Origin of the sequence: Cyanobacterium stanieri LEGE 03274 (genome assembly GCF_015207825.1) — a bacterium.
Classification (GTDB): domain Bacteria; phylum Cyanobacteriota; class Cyanobacteriia; order Cyanobacteriales; family Cyanobacteriaceae; genus Cyanobacterium; species Cyanobacterium stanieri_B.
In genome coordinates, this window is the sequence record NZ_JADEWC010000007.1 from 58325 (window position 1) to 80644 (window position 22320).

The following is a 22320-nucleotide window of genomic DNA, read 5'->3' on the forward strand; positions in this document are numbered from 1 at the left end:
CAAACCAGGGAACAAAGTTAAGCATCAAGACTAAATTGAGATAACCTTAGACTGTAAAGAACAATATTTAACAGATGAATTTACAAAATCAATTTAATAATCCTGTCTCTATTAAAATTCCTCAACAAATAGAAGAAGTAACCCTCGGTATTGCCATCCAAAACTTTAACCCTACCATGGTAAGTCCCGAATTTTTACAGATGGGGGGTATCATTCCTTCAGATTGGGAAGTTGCTCAAAAACCTGTCGTTTCGGCTAACGGCACTCAGATTATGTATAAGAATGGATTAAAAATTATCGCTCAACGGGGTTTAATTAATTTTATTGAAGGTTTGGCCAATAAAGATTCTAACAATTTGAGTTTTGCTAAGGTTGCCATGGACTATGTGAAAAAATTATCTAATGCCCAATATCAGGGTTTGAGTATTTCTCCTAAAATAATTGTTCCTTTGTCGGGGGATGAGGGCGCTGGGAGAAGATTAATTAATCAAGAGTTTCTCAAACAGGGCAATTGGTCACAGTTTGAAGGGGTTGAACCTCAAGCGGCTCTCAATTTATTTTATAATTTGCCTGAATATAGTTTGGCGGTGAATATTAATCCTGCTAGGTTACAACAGTCGAATAATACCGTCATTGCGGCCATTCTATTTGCGGGAAATTTTACCTATAAGTTTGACCAAATCCAGGGGGCTGATAATCAGTTAAATATGATGATGGATAAGATTAATGGGTGGCAAGATAATTTAAATACTTTTCGGGTGTTGGTGAATGAAAAATTTTTACACCAGGCGATTTCTTATCAAGAAAGTCTTTTTGATAACTAAAGCTGTCGAAAAATAATGCATTGCTTAATCATGATATTAAATATGATTGAATGATCCTAGTGTTTTATCCCAATATAAGGTTTTGAGTAAATCCGCAGACGGTGATTAAGTTTGATGGTTAATTGTTTATAATATGTAAAGAAAAGTTAAGAGTATGATAAAAAAAGAATGCGAGTTGCCATCGTCGGTGCTGGATTAGCAGGATTAGCCACAGCCATTGATTTAGTTGATGCGGGTTGTGAGGTAGAAATTTTTGAATCCCGTCCTTTTGTGGGGGGCAAGGTTGGTAGTTGGGTTGATAAGGATGGTAATCACATTGAGATGGGGTTACACGTCTTTTTTGGTTGTTACTACAATCTTTTTGCTCTTATGGAAAAGGTAGGGGCGATCGATAATTTACGTTTAAAACAACACACTCACACTTTCATTAATGAGGGTGGTAGGGTAGGAGAGCTTGACTTTCGCTTTATCACAGGCGCTCCTTTTAATGGTTTAAAAGCCTTTTTTACCACTTCTCAGCTTTCGGCGGTGGATAAGGTTGCTAATTCTTTAGCCCTTGGCACTAGCCCCATTGTGAGAGGGTTAGTGGATTTTGAGGGAGCAATGCGAGATATTCGCAAGTTAGATAAGGTTAGCTTTGCCGATTGGTTTAGAAGCCATGGGGGAAATCAAGGCAGTTTGGATAAGATGTGGAATCCCATTGCCTATGCTTTGGGTTTTATTGATACTGAAAATATTTCTGCCCGTTGTATGTTAACGATTTTCCAATTTTTTGCGGCGAAAACGGAGGCTTCTGTTTTAAGAATGTTGGAAGGCTCTCCCCATGAATATTTACATAAACCCATCGTTAATTATTTGGAGGAAAGGGGAGTTAAGATTCACACTCGCCGCCGGGTAAGGGAAATTCAGTATGAGGAAAATGGTAAGGCTCAGGTTACGGGGTTATTGATTGCTGATGGGGAAAGTGAGGAGTTGATAACGGCGGATAAATATGTCTGTGCTTGTGATGTGCCTGGGATTCAAAGATTATTACCTGAGGGGTGGCGCAAGTGGTCTGAGTTTGATAATATCTACAAGCTAGATGCTGTGCCTGTGGCTACGGTGCAGTTACGTTTTGATGGCTGGGTAACGGAGTTAAATGATCCTCAAAAACGTAGTCAGTTGGAAAAAGCTGAGGGTATTGATAATTTACTTTATACGGCGGATGCTGATTTTTCTTGTTTTTCTGATTTGGCTTTGTCTAGCCCCGGGGATTATTATCGAGAGGGTGAGGGTTCTTTGTTACAGTTGGTGTTAACCCCCGGAGATCCTTTTATTAAGGAAAGTAATGAAAAGATTGCTCACCATGTATTAGATCAGGTACATAGGTTATTTCCTTCTTCTCGGGAGTTGAATATGACTTGGTTTAGTGTGGTGAAGTTGGCTCAATCTTTATATCGTGAAGCACCTGGGATGGATGTTTATCGTCCTGCTCAAAAGACTCCCATTGATAATTTTTTCCTTGCGGGTAGTTATACTCAACAGGATTATATTGATAGTATGGAGGGGGCTACTATTTCTGGAAGACAGGCGGCCGAGGCGGTTTTGGCTTCTAAGGGATAGATTGATTTTTGCTGATTTTCCTCCCTTTGATAGGGGGGATATTTTTTTTAGTTTTTTGGTGAGGATTTGGCGATGATTAAGGAAAGGGATAAGTATGCGATTTTTTTGGGGATTTTTATTGTTTTAGGGGCGATCGCCCAAAGATATTCTTTGATGTTGCCCCAGTTTTGGGATGTGACGATTACTGCTCTTACTAGCTTTTATTTGGGTTACTTAATAAAAAAAAGTATTGCTAAATAGGATCTGATTAAAAATTGGGTCAGTAGCGTTAATTAATAATAATATTAACCATTATTTAATCCCTGCCAAATTTTGTTATATTTAGCCATAACCACCTCAGATAAAGGCTCAATAAAATCACTTTTTGCAAAAACTTCTTGACTCATGGTTAACCTATTTTCTGCATTCTCTCCAGACAAAAGAGGGGAATTACCTTTAGTAAAAAAATTAATTCTGGTGGCTGAATCTTCTTGCCAACAATAATTTATCCAACGATATATTTCCGTTAATTTTTCCTCATTAATATTACTTTCATAGGGATTAACCCACACATCAGCCCAAATACTTGTACCCGATTGGGGGATAATAGCTTTAATATTTCGATGTTGTTCTAATATGGGTAAAATATCCGTTGACCAACCCACCGCTAACCACGTATCACCATTAATTAATGGTTGTAAATAATTCGTAGAATTGTAAAACTTTACTTGATTATTAAGGGTAATTAATTCTTGCTTAAGATCACTGATTTCCTCAATATTTTCTGTATTGTAAGAATAACCCATTTTTTTGAGAATTAAACCAATTATTTCCCTAGGTTGATTTAATAAAGAAATTTGATTTTTTAACTCAATACGCCATAAATCAGTCCAGTCTTGGGGGGTAAAGCCAAAAGGTGCAAGTTTATCTTCTCGATAGGCAATCATGGTATAACCCCAACGATAGGGAGCGCCCCATATTTGTCCATTAGAATCTATGTTACCTTGTTGATTACGGGTTACTAAGTTTTGAAATCTGGGGGGAATTCTATCCCAATTAGTTAAATTATCTTGATTGAGAGGTTTAATCAGATTTTCTTTAATGGCTAGAGATAACCAATAGTTTCCCAGAGTCACTATATCCGCTTTTTTTATCTCCGATGATGTAAAAGGAAGGGAGGGTAATTGTAACCCTGATTCTGGTTTGGAAGGGGGATTTTTTCCTTGCCATTTTTGTAGTAATTTATATATTTCCCCGAGGTTTGTTTGGGGCTTAAAGTTAATATTTTTACCCTGATTTAATTCTTGATTGAAAGCGGTAATTAGTTGCACAGGAATAGAACCTTGAAGCAATAATATTGTTAGGTCATAATTTTGTTGACAACCTCCCATTAAACTACTCAAAGTAAGGGCAGTGCTAGTAAGAATAAAGGATCTACGGTTCATGATTATCTATGATTTCGCCTTTTTATGATAATTTTTAGTGAAATTTGATTAGATTTTGTCTGAGATATTGGACGGAAGTTTAAGATTAATTTAGGCTAAAATTGACTAAATATTAAGCTCTGAGGGAATTGTTAAATTAATCAGGAATAATAAGACTATTTTAGAAAATGATCTTAGGATAGTTACCAGAGATTATTTTCTAGCTTGTGTGCCTAAACATTTTATCTGAATATGAACGCTATTTTCGGAGTTACAGGGCCTAATCATTAGCAAGTTTTCATGGGGTTGCCCTGAGTAAATATTTTCAGAAAAATAAAGCAAAAACAGCACTATATATCAAGATATTGAACTTATGACTGTACAAAGACAAGAAATTTGGCAATTAAACCAAAAAATAGAACAACTGTATGCCATTGTAAAACAATTGGGAAGTCGTATTGGTTGGGAAGGGGTAGAAGATTTATGTTTTAGTGTTCAAAATAATGAAGATTTTGAATTGGTGAATGATTTTACTGCCCGTCAAAAGGATTTACAGTTACAATCGGTTGACTCTGAGGGAGAATTGATTGCGGAGGATGATTTGGAAGTTACTCAGGATAACCATAAAGATATTTTGGTGGATGAAAAAGAAGGTAGTCCAAAAAGATTTCCGATTAATTCCCTCCCTGAAGATGATATATCCTGCGAAGATCAGGTGCAACGGTTGACAGCGCAATTAACCGCAGCCTATCATCGTATTGCTTCCTTGGAAGACCAATTATTGGCTAATCGTAGTATGAGGGAAGGTGGACAAAATCCTTTCTATGGCCATCATTAATTGCTTGGGAGTGATATTTAAAAGATGAGAGGCGATCGCACTTCCCCCAGCCCCTACCCCCTCTTTAACAAAGCCACGCTCATAACACTGTAAACTAGGATAACGGGAATTAGTAAAATTTAAGTCAGTGGCACAGAGGGGAACATCTCCCACCATCTTCGCTAAACTAACCGTATCCCCCGTATCATCTTCGGCCACCCAACGGGTAGTACCCACCACAATATTATCTAAATCCGTAGCAGGATAAAAACCCCCTTTAATGGCACGAATTAAGGCATATACCGCCAACATTTGCGTACCCCCTGCCAACATTACCCCCACCCTCTTAGAAGCAGAAGAAGCCACCCCTGCCACAAAAATCTGCATGGGATCTCCGACCCCTGCTACAATGTCAAAAAGAGTGCTAGAACCAGAAAAATGAGCATTTTTTAACCCTTTTTGCACCACCTGCCATTTTTGCCCGTGGTTACACACAGGATGACTACTATTAATCATCCCCTGCGCATCCATACCCAGCGCCGTTAACACGGCCAAAGCCGTTGTCGTACCTGCTACCACACATTCACTGAGAATTAAATAATTATCCCCTGCCTGATTCGCCAATGTTTCCCCCCATTGCAAACCCTTAGTATATAAATCCATCACCACCCCCAAGGGTAAAGCCTTACCTGTCGTCACACACCGTGCCGCCTTTCCTTCTAAATTAATGGTATGCACCGAAGGATTTGCCACCAAACCAGCATTAAACACATACACAGGTAAATCAAACATCTCCACCACCGCCCTCGTAATCACCGTAGGAGACACCCCCACCGTCAGAGGAGGAAGGGGAAAAACAGGATTAGGGCGAACACCATTAACCAAAAATTCCGCATCCGCCAGGGCCGTATAACGACGAGATTCGGGGGTTACTCCAGCCGCAGAAATCCCTTCTAAGAGGGCAGTCTCAGTAAAGCCAAGGGTACAGGTAAAAATTGGACGACAACCAGCATAACGATTAAGCCATTTTATCCCTCTTTCATAATTATTGTAGATCTTAATAGCTTCGGGGAAGGTCATTTATTTGATGATGAAGAGAAAGACAAATTAATTGTCCATTGTCCATTGTCCATTGTCAATTGCTTAGTTTGTCAGAATTGCCAAAAGGTCGTAAGATACAAAGGTTATTAGATTTATGACCCTGATACTAAATGTCGTTTTCCAAAATCTTAATTGCTAATCGAGGCGAAATCGCCCTACGAATTATCCACAGTTGCGAAGAAATGGGAATTGCCACCGTTGCGGTTCATTCTACCATTGACCGTGATTCCCTCCATGTTAAGTTAGCAGATGAGAGCGTTTGTATTGGTCCTCCTTCTAGTAACAAGAGTTATTTAAATATTCCTAACATTATCTCCGCTGCCCTGACTAGGGGCGCTGAAGCCATACACCCTGGTTATGGATTTTTGGCAGAAAATGCCCGTTTTGCCCAGATATGTGCGGATCATCAATTGACTTTTATTGGGCCTCGTCCTGAGTCTATCACTTCCATGGGGGATAAATCCACCGCCAAAAAAACCATGGAACAAGCAGGAGTGCCTACGATTCCGGGTAGTAAGGGGTTGTTAACCGATGAACAAGAAGCCCTGAGGGTGGCGGCCGAAATTGGCTATCCTGTGATTATTAAGGCTACTGCTGGGGGGGGTGGTAGAGGAATGCGTTTGGTGCATCAGGAGTCTGATTTGGTGCGTCTTTTCCACGCTGCTCAAGGGGAAGCGGAAGCGGCTTTTGGCAATGGGGGAGTTTATATGGAGAAGTTTATCGAGTTACCCCGACACATCGAATTTCAAATTTTGGCGGATAGTTATGGTAATGTGGTACACCTTGGGGAAAGGGATTGTTCGATTCAAAGAAGGCATCAGAAGTTATTGGAGGAAGCACCTTCGGCGATTTTAAATCCTAAGTTACGCCAAAAAATGGGCCAAGCGGCAGTAAGGGCGGCGAAGTCTATTAATTATGTGGGGGCTGGTACGGTAGAATTTTTGGTGGATAAGTATGGTAATTACTATTTTATGGAAATGAATACCCGTATTCAGGTGGAACACCCTGTAACGGAGATGATTACTGGGTTAGATTTGATTAAGGAACAAATTGCGATCGCCCAGGGTAACAAATTATCATTCTCTCAAAAGGATATACAATTACGGGGTCATGCCATCGAATGTCGCATTAATGCTGAAGATCCTAACCATGATTTTAGACCAAATCCTGGTAAAATTATCGCCTATTTACCCCCAGGAGGCCCGGGGGTGCGCATGGATTCTTTTGTTTATCCTGATTATCAAATTCCTGCCTATTATGATTCTTTGATTGGTAAACTCATTGTCTGGGGTGAGGATAGACAGACGGCTATTAAGAGGATGAAACGGGCATTAAGGGAATGTGCCATTACGGGAGTGCCGACTACCATTGATTTTCATCGTAAAATATTGAATCATCCTGAGTTTATTGCGGGGAATGTTTATACTAATTTTGTTGGGGAACATTTTTTAAAGTAATTTTTGACACAAAGGCTAAAGCCTTTACTACAACATAATTAAGGAAAAAACAAAATGGCAAATTTAGAAGGACTTTTGCGCATGGCAGAGGATGAGTTAACCGAATATAGCACCACGGCTCGTAAAATTGAGAAGTTACGCCGTAAAATCGGTATTGCTTTACCCTACAATCAACAACAACAATTAAAGCAGGAGTTGTTAGACAAAAAGCCTAAGGGTATTTTATTCAAAAAAATAGAAGAAAGTCGTCAAACCTTCGCCCTTCCTTTTTGGGGTATTGCGGGATTGGGATTATTATTTGGCATATCTTCCCAACAGTATCTTGATTTTATCGCAACGGCGATCGCCCTTCCCATTGCTATCAAAATTCAACAACTAGGCTGGAAATTAGAAGCCCAAACTCTTTTACTCAAAACCTTTGAAGATATTGAAGAAAGAATGAAAAATAATTCTTAATTCTTACCTATGGTTAACTGTTTTGCTTCCTTAATCCATTGCTCTACAAGGGATATGGGGGGGCATAAATCTTTTCTTTTGAAGGTTGATACCTGAAGACGCATAATTTGACGATGCAGTTGTGGAGCGGATGTGGTGCTAAGGTGTTTTAGGGAAGGAATACCCGCATGGAGTAACAAACCGCAATATTTTGTTCCAATACTCTGCGCACAAGCTAAATTAGATAAAGCAACCCATTTACTGAGTAGTTTAATGTTTAATCCCATTTTACTGGCGAGTAATGTTTTTTGTTGTGGGTTGGTGGTGCTTTTGAGTAAATCGATATTGGTTTGGATACCATGGGATTGTAGTTGTTTAACTTCTAGGGGATGAATTCCGGGGAGCTGGGCGATCGCAACGGAAAGTATCATAATAAAAGATAATAATAAATTGTGGAGAGTTTGTTGTTTAAACTGATAGGTAACATTTTTACATATTGAATAAAATAAATTTTAACGGATTCCAACCCCTGTGATTGCTTCATGGCTAATAACTCTAAATCAAGCTCCGCCCTGCGTAAAATTTGGTTAAATTGGACATTAAAAACTAAGCTAGGTTTTTCATTTGCTACCCTAACTTTTGCTGTCTCCATTATTTTTAGCTTAATGGTGGGACAATGGGTAAAACACCAAGTAGAAGAAGATAAAACCTTTTTACTCAAACAAATTAACCGAGAATTATTAACTAGCTTTCAACAGGGAATGTTGGAACGTTATAAAGATATAAATAATATAGCCGTATTATCTGAATTTCGCTCCACCACAGGTAATAATGAAGCAAGGCGTTTTTTACTCAATCAGTTACAAGAAAACTATACCAATTATGCTTGGATTGGTTTTGCTAATAATGAAGGGGTTGTGGAGGTTAGCACAGGGCAAATTTTGGAGGGGGTAAATGTCAATCAGCGCCCCTGGTTTGTGGAAGGTTTACAATCTTCTTTTGTGGGAGATGTCCATGATGCGAAGTTATTGGCGAAAATTCTTCCTCCCCCTGATGATGGTGATGTGTTACGTTTTTTAGATATATCTACCCCCGTATATGATGAGAATGGGCAGTTAAGGGGGGTGTTGGGGGCGCATTTGAGTTGGGAATGGGTGAAGTCGTTGGAAGATAGTTTGATGAGGAATATCGGGCAACAAGGGCAAATTGATGTGCTAATTGTTAGTCAGGAGGGGGATATTCTTCTTAATTCGGGCAGGGAAGATATGGGAGATTTAAAGATTGATAAAAATCTTTTTTTGGAGTTACCCACCCAGAGTGATGGTTATGTGAGTAAACGGGCTAATATTGATAATCGAGAATATTTGATCAGTTATGGTGTGGATCAGGGTTATTTAGATTATCCAGGGTTAGGGTGGCGAGTGGTGGTAAAGCAAGAAAGTGCGATCGCCTTTAAACCTGCCTATTATTTACAAAAACAGGTGCTATTTTGGGGTTTAGTGTTAGCCAGTATCGCTTCAATTATCGGTTGGAAAATAGCCCAAAGGGTTACCAAACCCATATTAACCCTTAGTAAACAAGCAGAAAATATTACCGCAGGGGATAGGGAAAACTCTATCCAAGTTTATCAGGGTAAAGATGCGATCGCCATTTTATCCTCTAGTTTACATAAACTTGTCCATACCCTCATAAAACAAGAAAAAAGTCTCAAAAAAATTAATCAAGAATTAGAAAAAAAAGTACGTCATCGCACAGAAGAATTAGAAAAAGCCAAAGAATTGGCAGAAAAAGCTAATCGGGCTAAAAGTGAATTTCTCTCTAGTATGAGCCATGAATTAAGAACCCCCCTTAATGCTATTCTAGGGTTTGCTCAATTGATGGGAGATGATCAACATTTGAGCGGTGAAAACAAAGAAAATTTAATGATTATCATCAAAAGTGGAGAACATTTATTATCCCTTATTAATGATGTTTTGGACTTATCAAAAATTGAAGCAGGTAAAATCACCCTCAACGAAAATCCCTTCAATTTCCAAGAAGTTTTAGCCTCTCTCAAGTCAATGTTACAAATTAAAGCCACAGAAAAAAATGTCCAACTAAACTTTAATTTACAAGAGGATTTACCAGAATTTATTATCACCGATGAAGGAAAACTCAGACAAGTCTTATTAAACCTCCTCAGTAACTCGATCAAATTTACTAAAAAAGGTAGTGTTAACCTTCATGCCGAATTGTTAAACCCCCATACTCTCCATTTTCGGGTAGAAGATACGGGAATGGGTATTGCCCCCGATGAATTAGGGAAGTTATTTTCGAGCTTTTTTCAGTCTCAGTCGGGGCGACAATCACAACAAGGCAGCGGCTTGGGTTTAATTATCTCCCAAGAATTTGTTCATTTGATGGGGGGTAATATTCAAGTTACCAGTGTGATGAATAAGGGTAGCATTTTTGATTTTACTATCTCCTTTAAATCAGCCGATGCGCCTAGTATTTTGCCCCTGATGGAAAATAATCATCAACAATTACGTTTAGCGCCTAGTCAATCTCTTTATCGTATCTTGGTGGTGGATGATAATGAAAGTAATCGTAAATTATTAACTAAGTTATTGATTCCCGTTGGTTTTCAAGTTAAACAGGCAGAAGATGGATTAGAGGCGATCGCCCGTACTCAAAATTGGTATCCTCACCTCATTTTAATGGATATTGGAATGCCTAATATGAATGGGGATGAAGCCACCAAAATTATCAAAAAATGGAGTAAAGAAAACGCACAAAATATCGTTATCATTGCCCTTACTGCCCACGCTTTTATGGAAGAAAGACAAATAATTTTAGCCTCAGGGTGTGATGACGTTATTAGTAAACCATTTTCTCAGGCTCTTTTGTTTGAAAAAATTAAAGATTACCTCAACCTAGAATATATCTATGAAACTCCCCTAACCATAGAAAGATTGACAGTAATTGAAAAAGAAACCTATATTCAATCAAATAATACTACCAAAATTTTGATCGCCGAAGATAATCGAGTCAATCAAAAACTGCTTGTCAATTTAATCAAAAAAATTGGTTACAGTGCCGATGTGGCTAGTAATGGGGCCGAAGTTATCAACGCCCTTGAAACAAAAAGATACGATTTAATTTTTATGGATATGGAAATGCCCATCATGGATGGGTTAGAAGCTACCCGAAAAATTCATCAACTTTACACCCCTGAAACAATTCCCGCTATTGTGGCGATGACTGCCAATGATGATGATGATAGTCGGGGAAAATGTTTTCATGTGGGTATGAATGATTATCTTACTAAGCCTATTAATGTGCAAAAACTCACTAGGGTTATTAAAAAATATGTTAGTAATTGACAATTAATAAACTCTAATACGAAGTTCGGATAATTTGTGATCATATAGATTGTATCTTCGTACCCCCACCGTGTAATGAATTACACGGCTAACGATGGTTCTTTCAATAAATTGAACTTATTGTACCTTTACTCCCTATCACCCTTACTCCTCATCTCCAAGCCATTGCCCATTCCCTATTGCCAAACTAAACTAAAAATCATACCTTAATTCACCAACGCCCTAGTTTGTAAGTGATTAAACGGACTTGATATTAAACTATTATCCCAAACAGAAGTTTTTTAGTTAATTGGTAAGGGTGGCTAGTACTTTAACTTCAAACTCGTTTTCAAAAATTGGTTTTTTGTAGTCCAAATTCCATAACTCCAGCGCACAGTCATCATTTTTAACAGTGGGAATTAGTTGTAAATGTAATTTTTTGTATTCCGAGTCATATTTACATTCTAAATCCTTGATAGCCCCAATCTGACGACGATCAAGGGCGATCGCAAGGCGTAACATAGCACTCATTTGTTTAATTATTTTACGATTATCATGGGCAAGACAATAATAAGACTCATGTTTGCGTTTCGGTTTACTCTTGCGATGATAACGGGCAATTTGGGCGATTAACTCCACCTCAATTTCTGTAAAGCCTAAAAGTTCAGCATGGCGAATTAAATAATAAGAATGTTTATGGTGCGCCCCGTGGGAAATATATAAACCACAATTATGAAGAATGGCCGCCGCCCATAGATATTCCCTCTCCTTCTCTCCCCAATCATGTAACTCCCCTTGGGTTTGGTCAAAAATCTTCAGAGCAAATTGAGCAATCCTCTGGGCATGGGGTAAATCCACCTGATATTTATGGGCAATTTTCATCACACTACGGGCGCGCACATTGGTTTGGAAAACAAGACGATTTTCAATGTAGCCATTTTGTAACATCCAATCAACGATAATCCCTTCACGCAAAGCCCTTTCACAAATGGTGATAGAATCAATTTCCAACATGGTCATGGCTTCTAATAAAATGGTGATACCCGGTACAATGATTTCTGCCCTACGATCGGACATTCCCGACAAAGAAGCCCTTTCGTCATAGTCCATCTTCAGCAATTTTTTAAGGATGGCTTCAATATCCTTCCTCGAAATTTCATAACCGTTGAGGGGATTTGGTTCACTACCTTGGGTATCCATGGCATGGATAACGGCAATGGTTTCAATGGTGCCAGATGTACCCACCAACAGGGGTTTTTCCTTTTCTGGTAGGGCGTTTTTAAATTCATCCACGGGACGCTCTAACATTCCTCTGATATAGGCTTGGAGACGGATAAATTCTTTTTCACTAACGGGATCTGTGGTGATAAAATCTTGGGAGAGCCTTACAGCGCCTACTTTGGTACTACTCAAGTGACGAGTTTCTTGGGGATCGGCCAATACCATTTCCGTTGAGCCACCCCCAATGTCGATTACACTATGGATTCTCCCTTCAAAATCCATGCCCGATAGTACCCCTAAATAAATTCTTCTGGCTTCTTCTTGTCCTGAAATTAAATCAACTTTGATGCCTAATTCTGATTCTATACGGCTCAAAAATTCGATGCCGTTAGGGGCTTCCCTGGTGGCGCTGGTGGCTACGGCAATGATTTGATCTACTTTTAGACTATCGGCTAAGTCTTTACACCGTTTGAGGGCAGATAACGACCTTTCCATGGCTTCTACCGTTAGATTACCATTTTCTAAGTTGCGATCGCCCAGCCTCACTGTATCTTTTTCCTTAGCAATTATCGTAAACGAAGGAATTTGAGCATTAATTTCCACCACCACCATATGAATGGAATTCGTACCAATATCGATCGCCCCCAGGGTACAATCCTTTAATTGACGAGAACTATTTAAGCTCTGATAAGCAACAGATTGATTATTAATATTTACCATCATAAAATTGCTCAAAGATAGCGGTAGTGGTGGTTTTGTCCTGTAGGTTAACTCTACCATAAATCAATGAATAATTGATATAGTTGCGGTGAAATAAGAGATAATAAATAAAAGCAAATCAAAAATCAGAAGAAAAATGCTCAATGTAGATAAAATACTGAAACAAGACTAATACCCATAGAGCAACAAAAAAAATTAAACCCATCAAGCATATATTAAAAAACTTACATTTTGCCCACCTAAAATATATCAATCAACCATAAATATGAACTACAAAAAACCACTACAACTATTAACCATTACTAGCCTTCTCATCATCCCAACTCAAACAGTTTTTGCCATGCCCGAATGCTACGTCATGGATAGGAGAGGAAAAGTAATTAACCTCGGATTTCTTTGTAATGCTCAAATAACCTCCAGCGAATCTTCTAACCCCCCAGAAAATTCTAACCCCCCAGAAAATACAACCCCAACCCCCTCGGAAAATACCATTTTCCCATCCACCGATAACAACAATCAAAATATCCCCACCAATAACCCAATCCCCAACAATCGAACCACCGTACCCACCCTCTAAAAAAACCATCTTAAAGCAACATTACATATCATGAGCAAAATTGAACCTTTTGTCTCCGTCATTATTCCCATCTACAATGGAGAAAAAGATATTCCACCATTAATAGAATGCTTAAAAAATCAAACCTATAACCCTCAAAAAGTAGAATTTATCTTAGTAGATAATAATAGTTCAGATCTTACCTTTAAACTAATACAAGAAAAAATTCAACCACTAGAAAACATAACCATAAAACCTATTCAAGAACAAGAAATACAAAGTTCTTACGCCGCCCGTAATCGAGGAATAAAAGAAGCACAAGGAGAAATTATCGCTTTTACCGATGTAGATTGTCGCCCCCAAAAAGACTGGCTAGAAAAATTAGTTCAACCATTTTCAGATCCTAACACTATGATTGTAGCAGGAGAAATAAAAGCCGTTCAAGGAGATAATATCCTCGAAAAATATGCAGATAAAAGAGAAATTTTATCTCAGAAATATACCCTCGCCAATGAGTTTTCTCCCTACGGACAAACCGCTAATCTTGCACTCCGCAAAGAAGCCCTCAAGGTAGTAGGATTATTCCGCCCTTATCTAACCACGGGGGGGGATGCGGATATTTGTTGGCGTATTCTCAAAGAAATTGAATCGGAAATAAAATTTGTCCCCGATGCTTTAGTCTTACATCGTCATCGAGATAATCTGAAAGATTTTCAAAGTCAATGGAGGCGTTATGGTAAGTCAGCAAAATATCTTCATCAACTCCACGGCTCAAATTTAATGCCCAATTATTCTACTTCAAAATATAGTTATCGTCTGTTAGTTTGGTTTATCAAAGAGTTTCCTAAAAATACGCTCAAACTATTAATGGGTAAGGGAAATTTTGTTGATTTAATTCAAACTCCATTGGATATGATGGTTGGTAGATTGAGAAGTAATGCCCAAAAAAAGGCTAGTTTACCTGAAAAAGCGGAACATATTGAGCGGTTGTAGTTATTTTTTTAATAATTTATTTCTTATATTTATATATTTATTTTGTAAATATTCTTAGCAATAAAAGATATTTTTTTATTTTGTTTTATTTTTTTACACTTATTTAATAAGTTATATAATATGATTATTTTTATATGTTTATATTAAAATTTATTAAGAAAAATCGAGAATATTAATGTAAATTTGTTTCATGGTATAAAATTATTAATATAAACGAGTAAATCCTATGATTCCATTCATAGTTAATTGATATTATCAACTTATTTTTACGACTATATAAACTAAAGATAAATTATCTTATGGGTAAGTCGAAAAAAAATATGACATAAAATGGAGCAAAATAAGGGTTGTGACTTTTTTAAAACAAAAGTTATATATGGTTTTATTATTAATATGAGAGGAAAAAGATGATAAAAACAGACTTAGATAGCTCTCACCACACCAGAGAAAGACAACCATCTTTAAAATCAGAAGGTTTTTTATTTCAACTATTAGGGGTTACTAACTTTTTAGAGAAAAATAGTAACGTTGAAACAGGATTAAAAGATTTAGCATACATGAGCGCCCAAATCTTAGAATCTCAGAAATGCTCTATCATGCTATTACAAACCAGAATTATAGATAGCCATGGTAATAAAAAACAAGAGCCTTATTTAAGAGTATTTACCCACTATGGTGATTTACCCAAGGAAGCCTACGAAGAAATAACTCAGCTAAATGATGGCATTGCAGGATATGTTGCTTCTACGGGGGAATGTTTGTTAGTTGAGGATATTAATAAATCTCCATTTGTGCAAGTTGCGAGACAAAAAGAGCATGATTATAAGAGTTTAATTTCTGCACCTATTTTTATTGGTAATCAGGTAATAGGGGTTATTAATGTTAGTGAGCAAAATAATCATAAACCTTTTAATGAGAAAGATTTAGAAATTTTAAAAATATTTGCTTTGTTTATTGGTAAGTCAATACAAATAATTGAGTTACAGAATATGTTGCAGTCAAGATTTCTGGAAATTGCCGTATCTAAAGAGGTGGAAAAAAGAGGTAATAATATTACTAATATTACCCCAGATCCTGCTAAAGTGTCTCATATTGTGGCGAAGGCTATTTTTAAGGAGTTGAGTAAAGGTGGTTTTGGCTCTAATCAAATTATTAATATTACTGGGGAAATTCTTGATTTGTTAAGAGAAAAAATACATCGGGAAGAAAGTTAATTTTGTTCCAAAAATTCTTCGATAACTTGATTAAATGATTCTGGTTCAACTAAAAAAGCCCAATGGTTTCCCGGTACTGTTTTAATGGTTAAATTGGGTAAATATTTTTGAAAGGGTTTAATTTGCCATGAACTTTTATTGAGTCCTTTTTCTGGTTTAATAAAAAGCGTGGGAATGGTAATGGTTTCGGTTAATCCTGCTTGTAGCATGACATCGGTAAAAATTTCATCTTTGGCGTGGGATGCAAATTTACTTGACCATTGCTGATTTTCGTTTTCGATAATACTATATTCAAACACTTTTTGTTGTAACTCTGACCAACCTTGATATTGTTTTAGGGATTGGGCGGTATTTTTGGCGGATTGATAATCGGGGAAAGTACCTGTCATTTTGAGAAAAGGTAATACTTTATATAAAAAAGGGAAAGTAATTTTGCTCCAAGGGGGAATTTTGTTGATATAAAAGGGATCAACTAGAGTCATGGTTTGAAATAATTGGGGGTTTTGTTTTGCCCAAATGGGTACTAGTTTGGCGCTCCAGGAGTGGGCGAGGATATGAATTTTATTCCATTGTAGGTGATGGAGAAGGGCTTCTAGGTCGTTGATGATGTGGTGGGTAAAGTAACCCGTTGTGGGTTTACTGCTGTTGCCGTGTCCTCTGAGGTCGGGGGCAACGATATGATATTTTGATTGTAGGTATTCTCCTAAATTCTGCCATACTAGGCTATGGTCGGCCATACCGTGTAATAGTAATAGGGGAGTTTTTCCTTGATGCCATTCTAGGTAAGATATTTCGATGTTGCGGTTTGTTATGAATGTTTTTCTGGTTGTCATGGTTAGGGGCGCTGGAAAAAGCAAGGTTGATTTATTATCGTCTCATGAAGAATTATTATCCCAAATAAAGGTTATTTACCTAACACTTAATACCTAATCATTATTTATCCCTTAATGTTTTCCAACCACTTTCTAGGCTCACTTTTACGGCGAATATTACGCCAAATTTGGGTGGCGGCTAATGTGCCATCTGCCACGGCTACAGATACTTGGTTTAAACCTTTTTTCAAGTCTCCTAGGGCGAAGATGCGATCGTGGCTAGTTTGTGCCATATCATTAGTAATAAGGTTTTCTCCATCCCATTCTAAGCCTTCAATGCCTTTAAGATAGTGATTATGGTAAATTGAACCCATATTAATTAATCCGGTGGTAGCTTCAATGAATGTACCATCTTCCAGCTCTACCCCTTGCATTTTATGATTTTCGCCAACGAAACGGGCGATCGCACTTTCATACAAAGGATAACCACGCTCTGCTAGTTTTTGTTTCATCTCATCACCCACAGAAAATAAACCATGGGTTAATACCGTAATGTAAGGAGTAAACCAATCAAGCACAAAAGCCGCATTAATTTGCGATTCCCTTCCAGCAATTAAAACCGCCTTTTGATCCCACATATCAAACCCATCACATATCATACAAACATGGAGAGTATAACCAGCATAATCATAAACATTTTGCATATCCTCCAATTGAGGTAAAACATCAATTACCCCAGAAGCCGCAATCAAATATTTACTGCGAAACACAGGATAAACACTGTCTTTTCTACCCACCTTTACCTTAACCGCAAAAGTGTCTCCCTCATCCTTCACATCCTCCACATAAGCCCTAAGATGATCAGCACCCCAGTCAATAGCTTGTTTAGTACCATGTTGAATTAAATCCCTACCGGGGGCATCAGGATCAATTCCTAAATAATTACGTAAATCCTGCATCCATATAGAGCGCCCCTTACCCTTTTCAATAACCAAACATTTTAGACCATATCTAGCCAAATAAATAGCCGCAGATAAGCCCCCCATGCCACCACCTACCACAATGGCATCATAAACCGTATCAAGCCGTGACTCATAATTTTTGCTAGATAATTTCATATTTGTAACTCCAATAAAAAACTTATTTAAAACACAAAACCTTATTTAGAAAAAAAAATTTCATGTCTATAAAAACATTATATAACTTAGACCTTAACACCTATAAACAGTCCCCAATTTCGGTTTACCCCCAGTAAAAAAAATAAAAAATCATGGGATAATAACCAATGTAAACCCATCAAAAAAGATTAAATATGGCACGTACACCCTCTACAATGTTAGAACTAGGCACAAAAGCCCCTGACTTCAATCTTCTCGATACCGTATCAGGGAAAAACATTTCCCTACAAGACTTCAGCGACTCAAAAGGCTTACTTATCATCTTCCTATCCTGTCATTGCCCCTTCGTCAAACACGTTAGGGCAGAATATGCCAAACTGAGTAAAGACTACATACCCCAAGGTTTAAGCATCGTTGCCATTAGCCCCAACGACATCGAAAACTATCCCGACGATGCCCCCGAAAAACTCAAAGAAATGGCAGAAGAAGAAAACTTTAACTTTCCCGTCTGCTATGACGAAACCCAAGAAGTAGCCAAGGCTTATCGTGCCGCCTGTACCCCTGACTATTATCTTTTCGATAGTGATTTAAAATTAGTTTACCGTGGACAATTAGATGATAGTCGCCCCAGTCTTGATATTCCCGTCAATGGGGTAGATATGCGCAACGCCATCGAAGCACTGCTATCAGGCAAACAAATAGACGAAAACCAAAAACCTAGCCTCGGCTGTAACATCAAATGGAAAAAAGGTAACGAACCCGACTACTTTGGCTAAAAATTAGTCATGGGGCGTTTCTTGCCCCATCATATCAAGTCTGCTTGACCACTTACAAATTAGTAATATCAATATCTTAGTTCAATTTATTGAACGAACCATCGTTAGCCGTGTAATTCATTACACAGTGGGGGTACGAAGATACAATCTATTGATAACGAATTATCCGAACTTGATACCTAACATTATCCCTTCACACAAATTAATTGTCTTAAAGTTGCCACAATTTCCACCAAATCAGTTTGTTGATTCATTACTTCCTCAATGGGTTTATAGGCGCTGGGAATCTCATCAATAATCCCCTTATCCTTACGGCATTCGATACCCTCAGTTTGATTAATTAAATCCTCAAGGGAATAACTTTTTTTTGCCATCGCCCGAGACATCAAACGCCCTGCCCCATGACTACAGCTACAAAAACTCTCATGGTTACCCTTTCCCTTGACAATAAAAGACTTTGCCCCCATTGAGCCTGGGATAATACCATAATCGCTTTGGGTTGCCCTCACAGCGCCCTTACGGGTAACATATACTTCCTCATCAAAATGAGTTTCTTTTTCCGCATAATTATGATGGCAATTCACCGTTAATAAAGGTTTACTAGGTTTTCCCCCTGCCAGATATTTATCGACAATATTTTTAAAGCGATTCATCATCACTTCTCGATTAAAACGGGCATATTCTTGCGCCCACTGTAAATCTCGCCAATAATCCTCAAATTCTTTTGTACCCTTGACAAAATAGGCTAAATCAGGATCTGGTAACTTATCTTCTGCCATTTTAGCTAACTCTTTACCCGTTCTAATATGACAATCTGCCAACTGATTACCGATGTGTCTTGAGCCTGAGTGTAACATCAACCAAACTTGATCCTCGGTATCTAAACACAACTCGATAAAGTGATTACCTCCACCTAGTGAGCCAATTTGCTTAATTGCCTTGGTTTCTAAACGTTGCACCCCACCATGGAGATGACGAAAGTCTTTCCACCCCTGCCAATTAGTGACTTTTTTTTCGATGTCTTTATTTTCATTAAAACCAACGGGAATACTTGCTTCAATATCCTGACGAATTTTTTTTAATTTTCCTTCTAGTTGCTCAGCTTTGTATGGTGTTTGCATGGCACACATACCACAACCAATATCTACCCCCACCGCAGCAGGAATGATAGCATCTTGTGTGGCAATCACTGAACCCACCAGCGCCCCTTTTCCTAAATGCACATCGGGCATCAAGGCAACGTGTTTATAAACAAAGGGTAAGGAGGCGACATTTTTCGCCATTTGGGTTTCTTTTGCTCCTAATTCATGACTCGCCCATGATAGGATGGGTTTTTCTGTGGTAAGTTTTAATTTTTCGTAGGGCATAATTTACACCACATTATTAAAATGAATATAAGCCCATGGTAGCAATTGATCATTGATAATGTAATTTTAATCCCAATCACCCTAACTCCCCATCTCCCCCACTTCCCTATCCACTTATTCATCAAACAGAGGTAGATGTTATACTGTTTAGGTAAATTCTTCCTAGCAAATCTCTAAATTTGATTTACTAATGGGAAGATGTCAATATTATTATGAGTTTTGACAAGGGAAATTTGCGCACTACTGTGAATAATTATTATCAAATTTTAGGGGTTGACCCTTCAGCAACATTAGTAGATATTAAAAAAGAGTTTCGTAGTCTTGCTAGGCGTTACCATCCTGATTTGAATCCGGGGGATAAAAATGCTGAGGAGATGTTTAAAAAAATTAATGAAGCCTATGACACTCTTTCTGATGATAGTAAACGTTCCCAATATGATCTCTTAATTGGTGCTTCCCGTCGCCGTGTGGTGCGTCCGAAAGCTAGTAATGGTTCTGGTTTTCCTTTTACTAATATTAATAATGTGTGGGATGATTTACGCAGTAATACCAAAACTAATATTCCTAAAAATAATTCCCCTCGTAGTAGTACATCTAATTTTAATCGTACCCGTTCTACCCGTACAGAAGATTATCAGTCTAGTAGCGCAAAACGAATTAAATCCGTGCCTCCTCGCCCTAAGGCAAAAGATATTGAGGCTAAGTTATCTTTACCCTTAGAAAAGGCTTATTCTGGCGGTAGAGAGCGTATTCGACTTGAGGATGGACGCTCTTTAGAAATCGATATGCCCCCAGCGATGTACCATGGGCAAAAAATCAGGCTCAAGGGGCAAGGTATTCGGGGAGGTGATTTATATTTAAAGATTTTGATTGAAGAACATCCTTTTTTTAAGTTACAGAAAACTGACATTTCCTGTGAAATTCCCCTAACCCCCGCAGAAGCTATCGTTGGCGGTGCGATCGAAATTCCCACCATTGATGGTTTAGTTAAAATGAATGTCCCCGCAGGGGTAAAATCTGGACAAAGGTTAAAATTAGCAGATAAAGGTTATCCCAACATTAGGGGAGAAAGGGGCGATCAAATGGTTATCCTTAGAATAGTACCACCCAATCAGGTTTCCGAAAAAGAAAAAGAGCTATATAAACAAATTAGGGAAATTGAAACCTTTAATCCCCGTCAAGATTTACTAAACTATTATCAATAATACAAAAGGGCTTTAATCCTTATGGATGGTATTTTTTGGCGTTGCTGATTTTAGGTATGATTTCTCTGGTTGAGGAAGGGAACAGGGAACGGGGAACGGTTATAATATTTAGAAGTTTTAGTTTTTAGTGTAATTCAACTATATTTCATACCATAACCCCTGCAATGCCCTATTTTTATTAAACCGCTTCCGCTGGTTTTCTCCCTTGAAATTTAGCCTTAGCCCTTGACTTTTTGTCTTCTTCTTGATCCACGGGGACAAATTCAATATGATTAAATAAAGTAGTGACAAACGCAAATAACAAGAAGGGTAGAGATAACACTAAAACAATACCTACCGTAGCAAAAGCGTAAATTTGTCGGGTACTACTCCAAAGAGCAAGGGTACTGGCTAAACTAACAAAAATCACAATTAACCAAATTATAATTTGAGCATAAATATCCCCAAAGGATAGGGTACAAATCATCCGATATTTATTTTCGTTATTCATAGTCTCAATAAAAAAAATTACTATATTTAACCTAACGGTGTAAGTCTGTTTTAGCTCAAATTTTCAGATTTTTACCAGATTTGCAATAACAATTTACATTATTTTTTCTTTATAAAAAATTAATATTTGTTGGGACTTTTATCAATTATCAAAATTCTCATATTTTTTTGATAATCTATTAAAGATTTTTAGCTATGATCCTTTATAGAGATAATGTAAAGGAATTATTTATATGAATATAAATGAGATTGTAAATGATCGGGACTATACTTTAATTATTGATAAAAGTAGTAGCCTAAATACTGATGATGGTACGGGAAAAACCCGTTGGCAAATTGCTCAAGAATCAACTTTTGCCCTCGCTAAACAATGTGATGAGTTAGATTATGATGGTATTACCATTTATCTTTATTCAGGGCGTTTCCGTCGTTATGATAACGTCAATGCAGAAAAAATTAAAGAAATTTATGCTCTCAATGAGCCTATGGGTAAGTCTGACTTAAAGAGTGTGTTGCAAGATGCCCTTGATAATTATTTTCAAAGGAAAGCTGAGGGAAAAACTAAACCCAATGGGGAAACCATGATTATCATAACTGATGGTATTCCTGATGAACCAAAAGAAATTATTAAACTTATTATTGATGCTACTTACAAAATAGAGAAGGATGAGGAGTTAGGTATTTCTTTTATTCAAATTGGTAAGGATAGAAAAGCGACAGAATATTTTAAGGCTTTAGATGATTTACTCGAGGAAGCTGGGGCAAAATTTGACATTGTTGACACTATTACTTTAGATGATATGCAACAAATGTCTTTAAGTCAGGTACTTTTAAACGCTTTAATTGATTAAGTTTATGATATGGTGGGC

At 37.7% G+C, this 22320-nt stretch carries 21 protein-coding genes; 13 read left to right on the forward strand and 8 right to left on the reverse strand.

Features of this window, described 5'->3' with window-relative positions:
* The first annotated feature begins 74 nt into the window (after window positions 1-74).
* The 3 genes from IQ215_RS04825 (at window position 75) to IQ215_RS04835 (ending at window position 2666) form a co-directional block, all read left to right on the forward strand.
* Window positions 75-824 carry a hypothetical protein gene (locus IQ215_RS04825; RefSeq protein ID WP_193800177.1) on the forward strand — a complete coding sequence of 250 codons (750 nt, stop codon included), beginning with the start codon at window positions 75-77 and terminating at the stop codon, window positions 822-824.
* Window positions 825-992: 168 nt separating this feature from the next.
* Window positions 993-2426: a 9,9'-di-cis-zeta-carotene desaturase gene (gene zds / locus IQ215_RS04830; protein WP_193800178.1), complete on the forward strand. Its 1434-nt coding sequence runs from the start codon at window positions 993-995 to the stop codon at window positions 2424-2426.
* A 72-nt stretch (window positions 2427-2498) separates the two neighbouring features.
* The gene (locus tag IQ215_RS04835) at window positions 2499-2666 is read left to right on the forward strand and encodes a hypothetical protein (protein WP_193800179.1); all 168 of its coding nucleotides are present in this window, start codon (window positions 2499-2501) and stop codon (window positions 2664-2666) included.
* A 44-nt stretch (window positions 2667-2710) separates the two neighbouring features.
* Here IQ215_RS04835 and IQ215_RS04840 read toward each other — a convergent pair whose 3' ends face one another.
* Complete coding sequence (locus tag IQ215_RS04840; RefSeq protein ID WP_193800180.1) at window positions 2711-3850, reverse strand: extracellular solute-binding protein; 1140 nt, start codon at window positions 3848-3850, stop codon at window positions 2711-2713.
* Window positions 3851-4202: 352 nt separating this feature from the next.
* Here IQ215_RS04840 and IQ215_RS04845 point away from each other — a divergent pair, with 352 nt between their 5' ends.
* Complete coding sequence (locus tag IQ215_RS04845) at window positions 4203-4667, forward strand: hypothetical protein (RefSeq protein ID WP_193800181.1); 465 nt, start codon at window positions 4203-4205, stop codon at window positions 4665-4667.
* On the opposite strand, the gene cobT is transcribed toward IQ215_RS04845, so the two are convergent.
* Window positions 4608-5726: a nicotinate mononucleotide-dependent phosphoribosyltransferase CobT gene (gene cobT / locus IQ215_RS04850; RefSeq protein WP_193800182.1), complete on the reverse strand. Its 1119-nt coding sequence runs from the start codon at window positions 5724-5726 to the stop codon at window positions 4608-4610. The two genes, IQ215_RS04845 and cobT, sit on opposite strands and share 60 nt — an antisense overlap.
* Before the next feature lie 131 nt (window positions 5727-5857).
* Here cobT and accC point away from each other — a divergent pair, with 131 nt between their 5' ends.
* Together accC and IQ215_RS04860 are read left to right on the forward strand one after the other, a co-directional pair.
* On the forward strand, window positions 5858-7204 hold the full coding sequence (accC, locus tag IQ215_RS04855; RefSeq protein WP_193800183.1) for an acetyl-CoA carboxylase biotin carboxylase subunit: 1347 nt from the start codon (window positions 5858-5860) through the stop codon (window positions 7202-7204).
* 54 nt (window positions 7205-7258) lie between these two features.
* A complete protein-coding gene (locus IQ215_RS04860) occupies window positions 7259-7660 on the forward strand; it encodes a hypothetical protein (RefSeq protein ID WP_193800184.1) in 402 nt (133 codons plus the stop codon).
* Here the strand turns inward: IQ215_RS04860 and IQ215_RS04865 are convergent.
* A complete protein-coding gene (locus IQ215_RS04865; protein WP_193800185.1) occupies window positions 7657-8070 on the reverse strand; it encodes a DUF4332 domain-containing protein in 414 nt (137 codons plus the stop codon). The two genes, IQ215_RS04860 and IQ215_RS04865, sit on opposite strands and share 4 nt — an antisense overlap.
* Window positions 8071-8181: 111 nt before the next feature.
* Here IQ215_RS04865 and IQ215_RS04870 point away from each other — a divergent pair, with 111 nt between their 5' ends.
* Window positions 8182-11001 carry a response regulator gene (locus IQ215_RS04870; protein ID WP_193800186.1) on the forward strand — a complete coding sequence of 940 codons (2820 nt, stop codon included), beginning with the start codon at window positions 8182-8184 and terminating at the stop codon, window positions 10999-11001.
* A 285-nt stretch (window positions 11002-11286) separates the two neighbouring features.
* Here IQ215_RS04870 and IQ215_RS04875 read toward each other — a convergent pair whose 3' ends face one another.
* A complete protein-coding gene (locus IQ215_RS04875; protein WP_193800226.1) occupies window positions 11287-12921 on the reverse strand; it encodes a Ppx/GppA phosphatase family protein in 1635 nt (544 codons plus the stop codon).
* Between the two features lie 265 nt (window positions 12922-13186).
* Between IQ215_RS04875 and IQ215_RS04880 the strand changes: the two genes are divergently transcribed.
* From IQ215_RS04880 to IQ215_RS04890, 3 genes are all read left to right on the forward strand, one after another.
* On the forward strand, window positions 13187-13498 hold the full coding sequence (locus IQ215_RS04880; RefSeq protein ID WP_193800187.1) for a hypothetical protein: 312 nt from the start codon (window positions 13187-13189) through the stop codon (window positions 13496-13498).
* A 30-nt stretch (window positions 13499-13528) separates the two neighbouring features.
* Window positions 13529-14470, forward strand: a complete 942-nt coding sequence (locus IQ215_RS04885) for a glycosyltransferase (RefSeq protein ID WP_193800188.1) — start codon at window positions 13529-13531, stop codon at window positions 14468-14470.
* A gap of 407 nt (window positions 14471-14877) precedes the next feature.
* Window positions 14878-15684 (forward strand): GAF domain-containing protein, encoded by an 807-nt coding sequence (locus IQ215_RS04890; RefSeq protein WP_193800189.1) that lies wholly within the window; start codon window positions 14878-14880, stop codon window positions 15682-15684.
* Here IQ215_RS04890 and IQ215_RS04895 read toward each other — a convergent pair.
* Together IQ215_RS04895 and IQ215_RS04900 are read right to left on the reverse strand one after the other, a co-directional pair.
* A complete protein-coding gene (locus IQ215_RS04895; RefSeq protein WP_193800227.1) occupies window positions 15681-16517 on the reverse strand; it encodes an alpha/beta fold hydrolase in 837 nt (278 codons plus the stop codon). The genes IQ215_RS04890 and IQ215_RS04895 overlap by 4 nt on opposite strands.
* A gap of 104 nt (window positions 16518-16621) precedes the next feature.
* Complete coding sequence (locus tag IQ215_RS04900) at window positions 16622-17614, reverse strand: NAD(P)/FAD-dependent oxidoreductase (protein ID WP_193800190.1); 993 nt, start codon at window positions 17612-17614, stop codon at window positions 16622-16624.
* 194 nt (window positions 17615-17808) lie between these two features.
* Between IQ215_RS04900 and IQ215_RS04905 the strand changes: the two genes are divergently transcribed.
* Window positions 17809-18390 carry a thioredoxin family protein gene (locus IQ215_RS04905; protein WP_193800191.1) on the forward strand — a complete coding sequence of 194 codons (582 nt, stop codon included), beginning with the start codon at window positions 17809-17811 and terminating at the stop codon, window positions 18388-18390.
* Window positions 18391-18575: 185 nt separating this feature from the next.
* On the opposite strand, the gene IQ215_RS04910 is transcribed toward IQ215_RS04905, so the two are convergent.
* Entirely contained in the window at window positions 18576-19757 is a 1182-nt protein-coding gene (locus IQ215_RS04910) for an RtcB family protein (protein WP_193800192.1), read from the reverse strand.
* Between the two features lie 212 nt (window positions 19758-19969).
* On the opposite strand from IQ215_RS04910, the gene IQ215_RS04915 reads away from it, so the two are divergent.
* On the forward strand, window positions 19970-20962 hold the full coding sequence (locus IQ215_RS04915) for a J domain-containing protein (protein ID WP_193800193.1): 993 nt from the start codon (window positions 19970-19972) through the stop codon (window positions 20960-20962).
* Window positions 20963-21140: 178 nt separating this feature from the next.
* Here IQ215_RS04915 and IQ215_RS04920 read toward each other — a convergent pair whose 3' ends face one another.
* Window positions 21141-21452 (reverse strand): hypothetical protein, encoded by a 312-nt coding sequence (locus tag IQ215_RS04920; RefSeq protein ID WP_193800194.1) that lies wholly within the window; start codon window positions 21450-21452, stop codon window positions 21141-21143.
* 232 nt (window positions 21453-21684) lie between these two features.
* Here IQ215_RS04920 and IQ215_RS04925 point away from each other — a divergent pair, with 232 nt between their 5' ends.
* Window positions 21685-22302, forward strand: a complete 618-nt coding sequence (locus tag IQ215_RS04925; protein ID WP_193800195.1) for a hypothetical protein — start codon at window positions 21685-21687, stop codon at window positions 22300-22302.
* The last annotated feature ends 18 nt before the right edge of the window (window positions 22303-22320 follow it).

Bases quoted from the DNA above. Each gene is read 5' to 3' on its own strand.
- IQ215_RS04845 (WP_193800181.1), top strand. From the start codon at position 4,203: ATGACTGTACAAAGACAAGAAATTTGGCAATTAAACCAAAAAATAGAA.
- IQ215_RS04825 (WP_193800177.1), top strand. From the start codon at position 75: ATGAATTTACAAAATCAATTTAATAATCCTGTCTCTATTAAAATTCCT.
- IQ215_RS04875 (WP_193800226.1), bottom strand. From the start codon at position 12,921: ATGGTAAATATTAATAATCAATCTGTTGCTTATCAGAGCTTAAATAGT.
- IQ215_RS04905 (WP_193800191.1), top strand. From the start codon at position 17,809: ATGGCACGTACACCCTCTACAATGTTAGAACTAGGCACAAAAGCCCCT.
- IQ215_RS04920 (WP_193800194.1), bottom strand. From the start codon at position 21,452: ATGAATAACGAAAATAAATATCGGATGATTTGTACCCTATCCTTTGGG.
- IQ215_RS04915 (WP_193800193.1), top strand. From the start codon at position 19,970: ATGAGTTTTGACAAGGGAAATTTGCGCACTACTGTGAATAATTATTAT.
- IQ215_RS04890 (WP_193800189.1), top strand. From the start codon at position 14,878: ATGATAAAAACAGACTTAGATAGCTCTCACCACACCAGAGAAAGACAA.
- accC (WP_193800183.1), top strand. From the start codon at position 5,858: ATGTCGTTTTCCAAAATCTTAATTGCTAATCGAGGCGAAATCGCCCTA.
- IQ215_RS04925 (WP_193800195.1), top strand. From the start codon at position 21,685: ATGAATATAAATGAGATTGTAAATGATCGGGACTATACTTTAATTATT.
- IQ215_RS04865 (WP_193800185.1), bottom strand. From the start codon at position 8,070: ATGATACTTTCCGTTGCGATCGCCCAGCTCCCCGGAATTCATCCCCTA.
- IQ215_RS04870 (WP_193800186.1), top strand. From the start codon at position 8,182: ATGGCTAATAACTCTAAATCAAGCTCCGCCCTGCGTAAAATTTGGTTA.
- IQ215_RS04900 (WP_193800190.1), bottom strand. From the start codon at position 17,614: ATGAAATTATCTAGCAAAAATTATGAGTCACGGCTTGATACGGTTTAT.
- IQ215_RS04860 (WP_193800184.1), top strand. From the start codon at position 7,259: ATGGCAAATTTAGAAGGACTTTTGCGCATGGCAGAGGATGAGTTAACC.
- IQ215_RS04835 (WP_193800179.1), top strand. From the start codon at position 2,499: ATGATTAAGGAAAGGGATAAGTATGCGATTTTTTTGGGGATTTTTATT.
- IQ215_RS04885 (WP_193800188.1), top strand. From the start codon at position 13,529: ATGAGCAAAATTGAACCTTTTGTCTCCGTCATTATTCCCATCTACAAT.
- IQ215_RS04910 (WP_193800192.1), bottom strand. From the start codon at position 19,757: ATGCCCTACGAAAAATTAAAACTTACCACAGAAAAACCCATCCTATCA.
- zds (WP_193800178.1), top strand. From the start codon at position 993: ATGCGAGTTGCCATCGTCGGTGCTGGATTAGCAGGATTAGCCACAGCC.
- IQ215_RS04895 (WP_193800227.1), bottom strand. From the start codon at position 16,517: ATGACAACCAGAAAAACATTCATAACAAACCGCAACATCGAAATATCT.
- cobT (WP_193800182.1), bottom strand. From the start codon at position 5,726: ATGACCTTCCCCGAAGCTATTAAGATCTACAATAATTATGAAAGAGGG.
- IQ215_RS04880 (WP_193800187.1), top strand. From the start codon at position 13,187: ATGAACTACAAAAAACCACTACAACTATTAACCATTACTAGCCTTCTC.
- IQ215_RS04840 (WP_193800180.1), bottom strand. From the start codon at position 3,850: ATGAACCGTAGATCCTTTATTCTTACTAGCACTGCCCTTACTTTGAGT.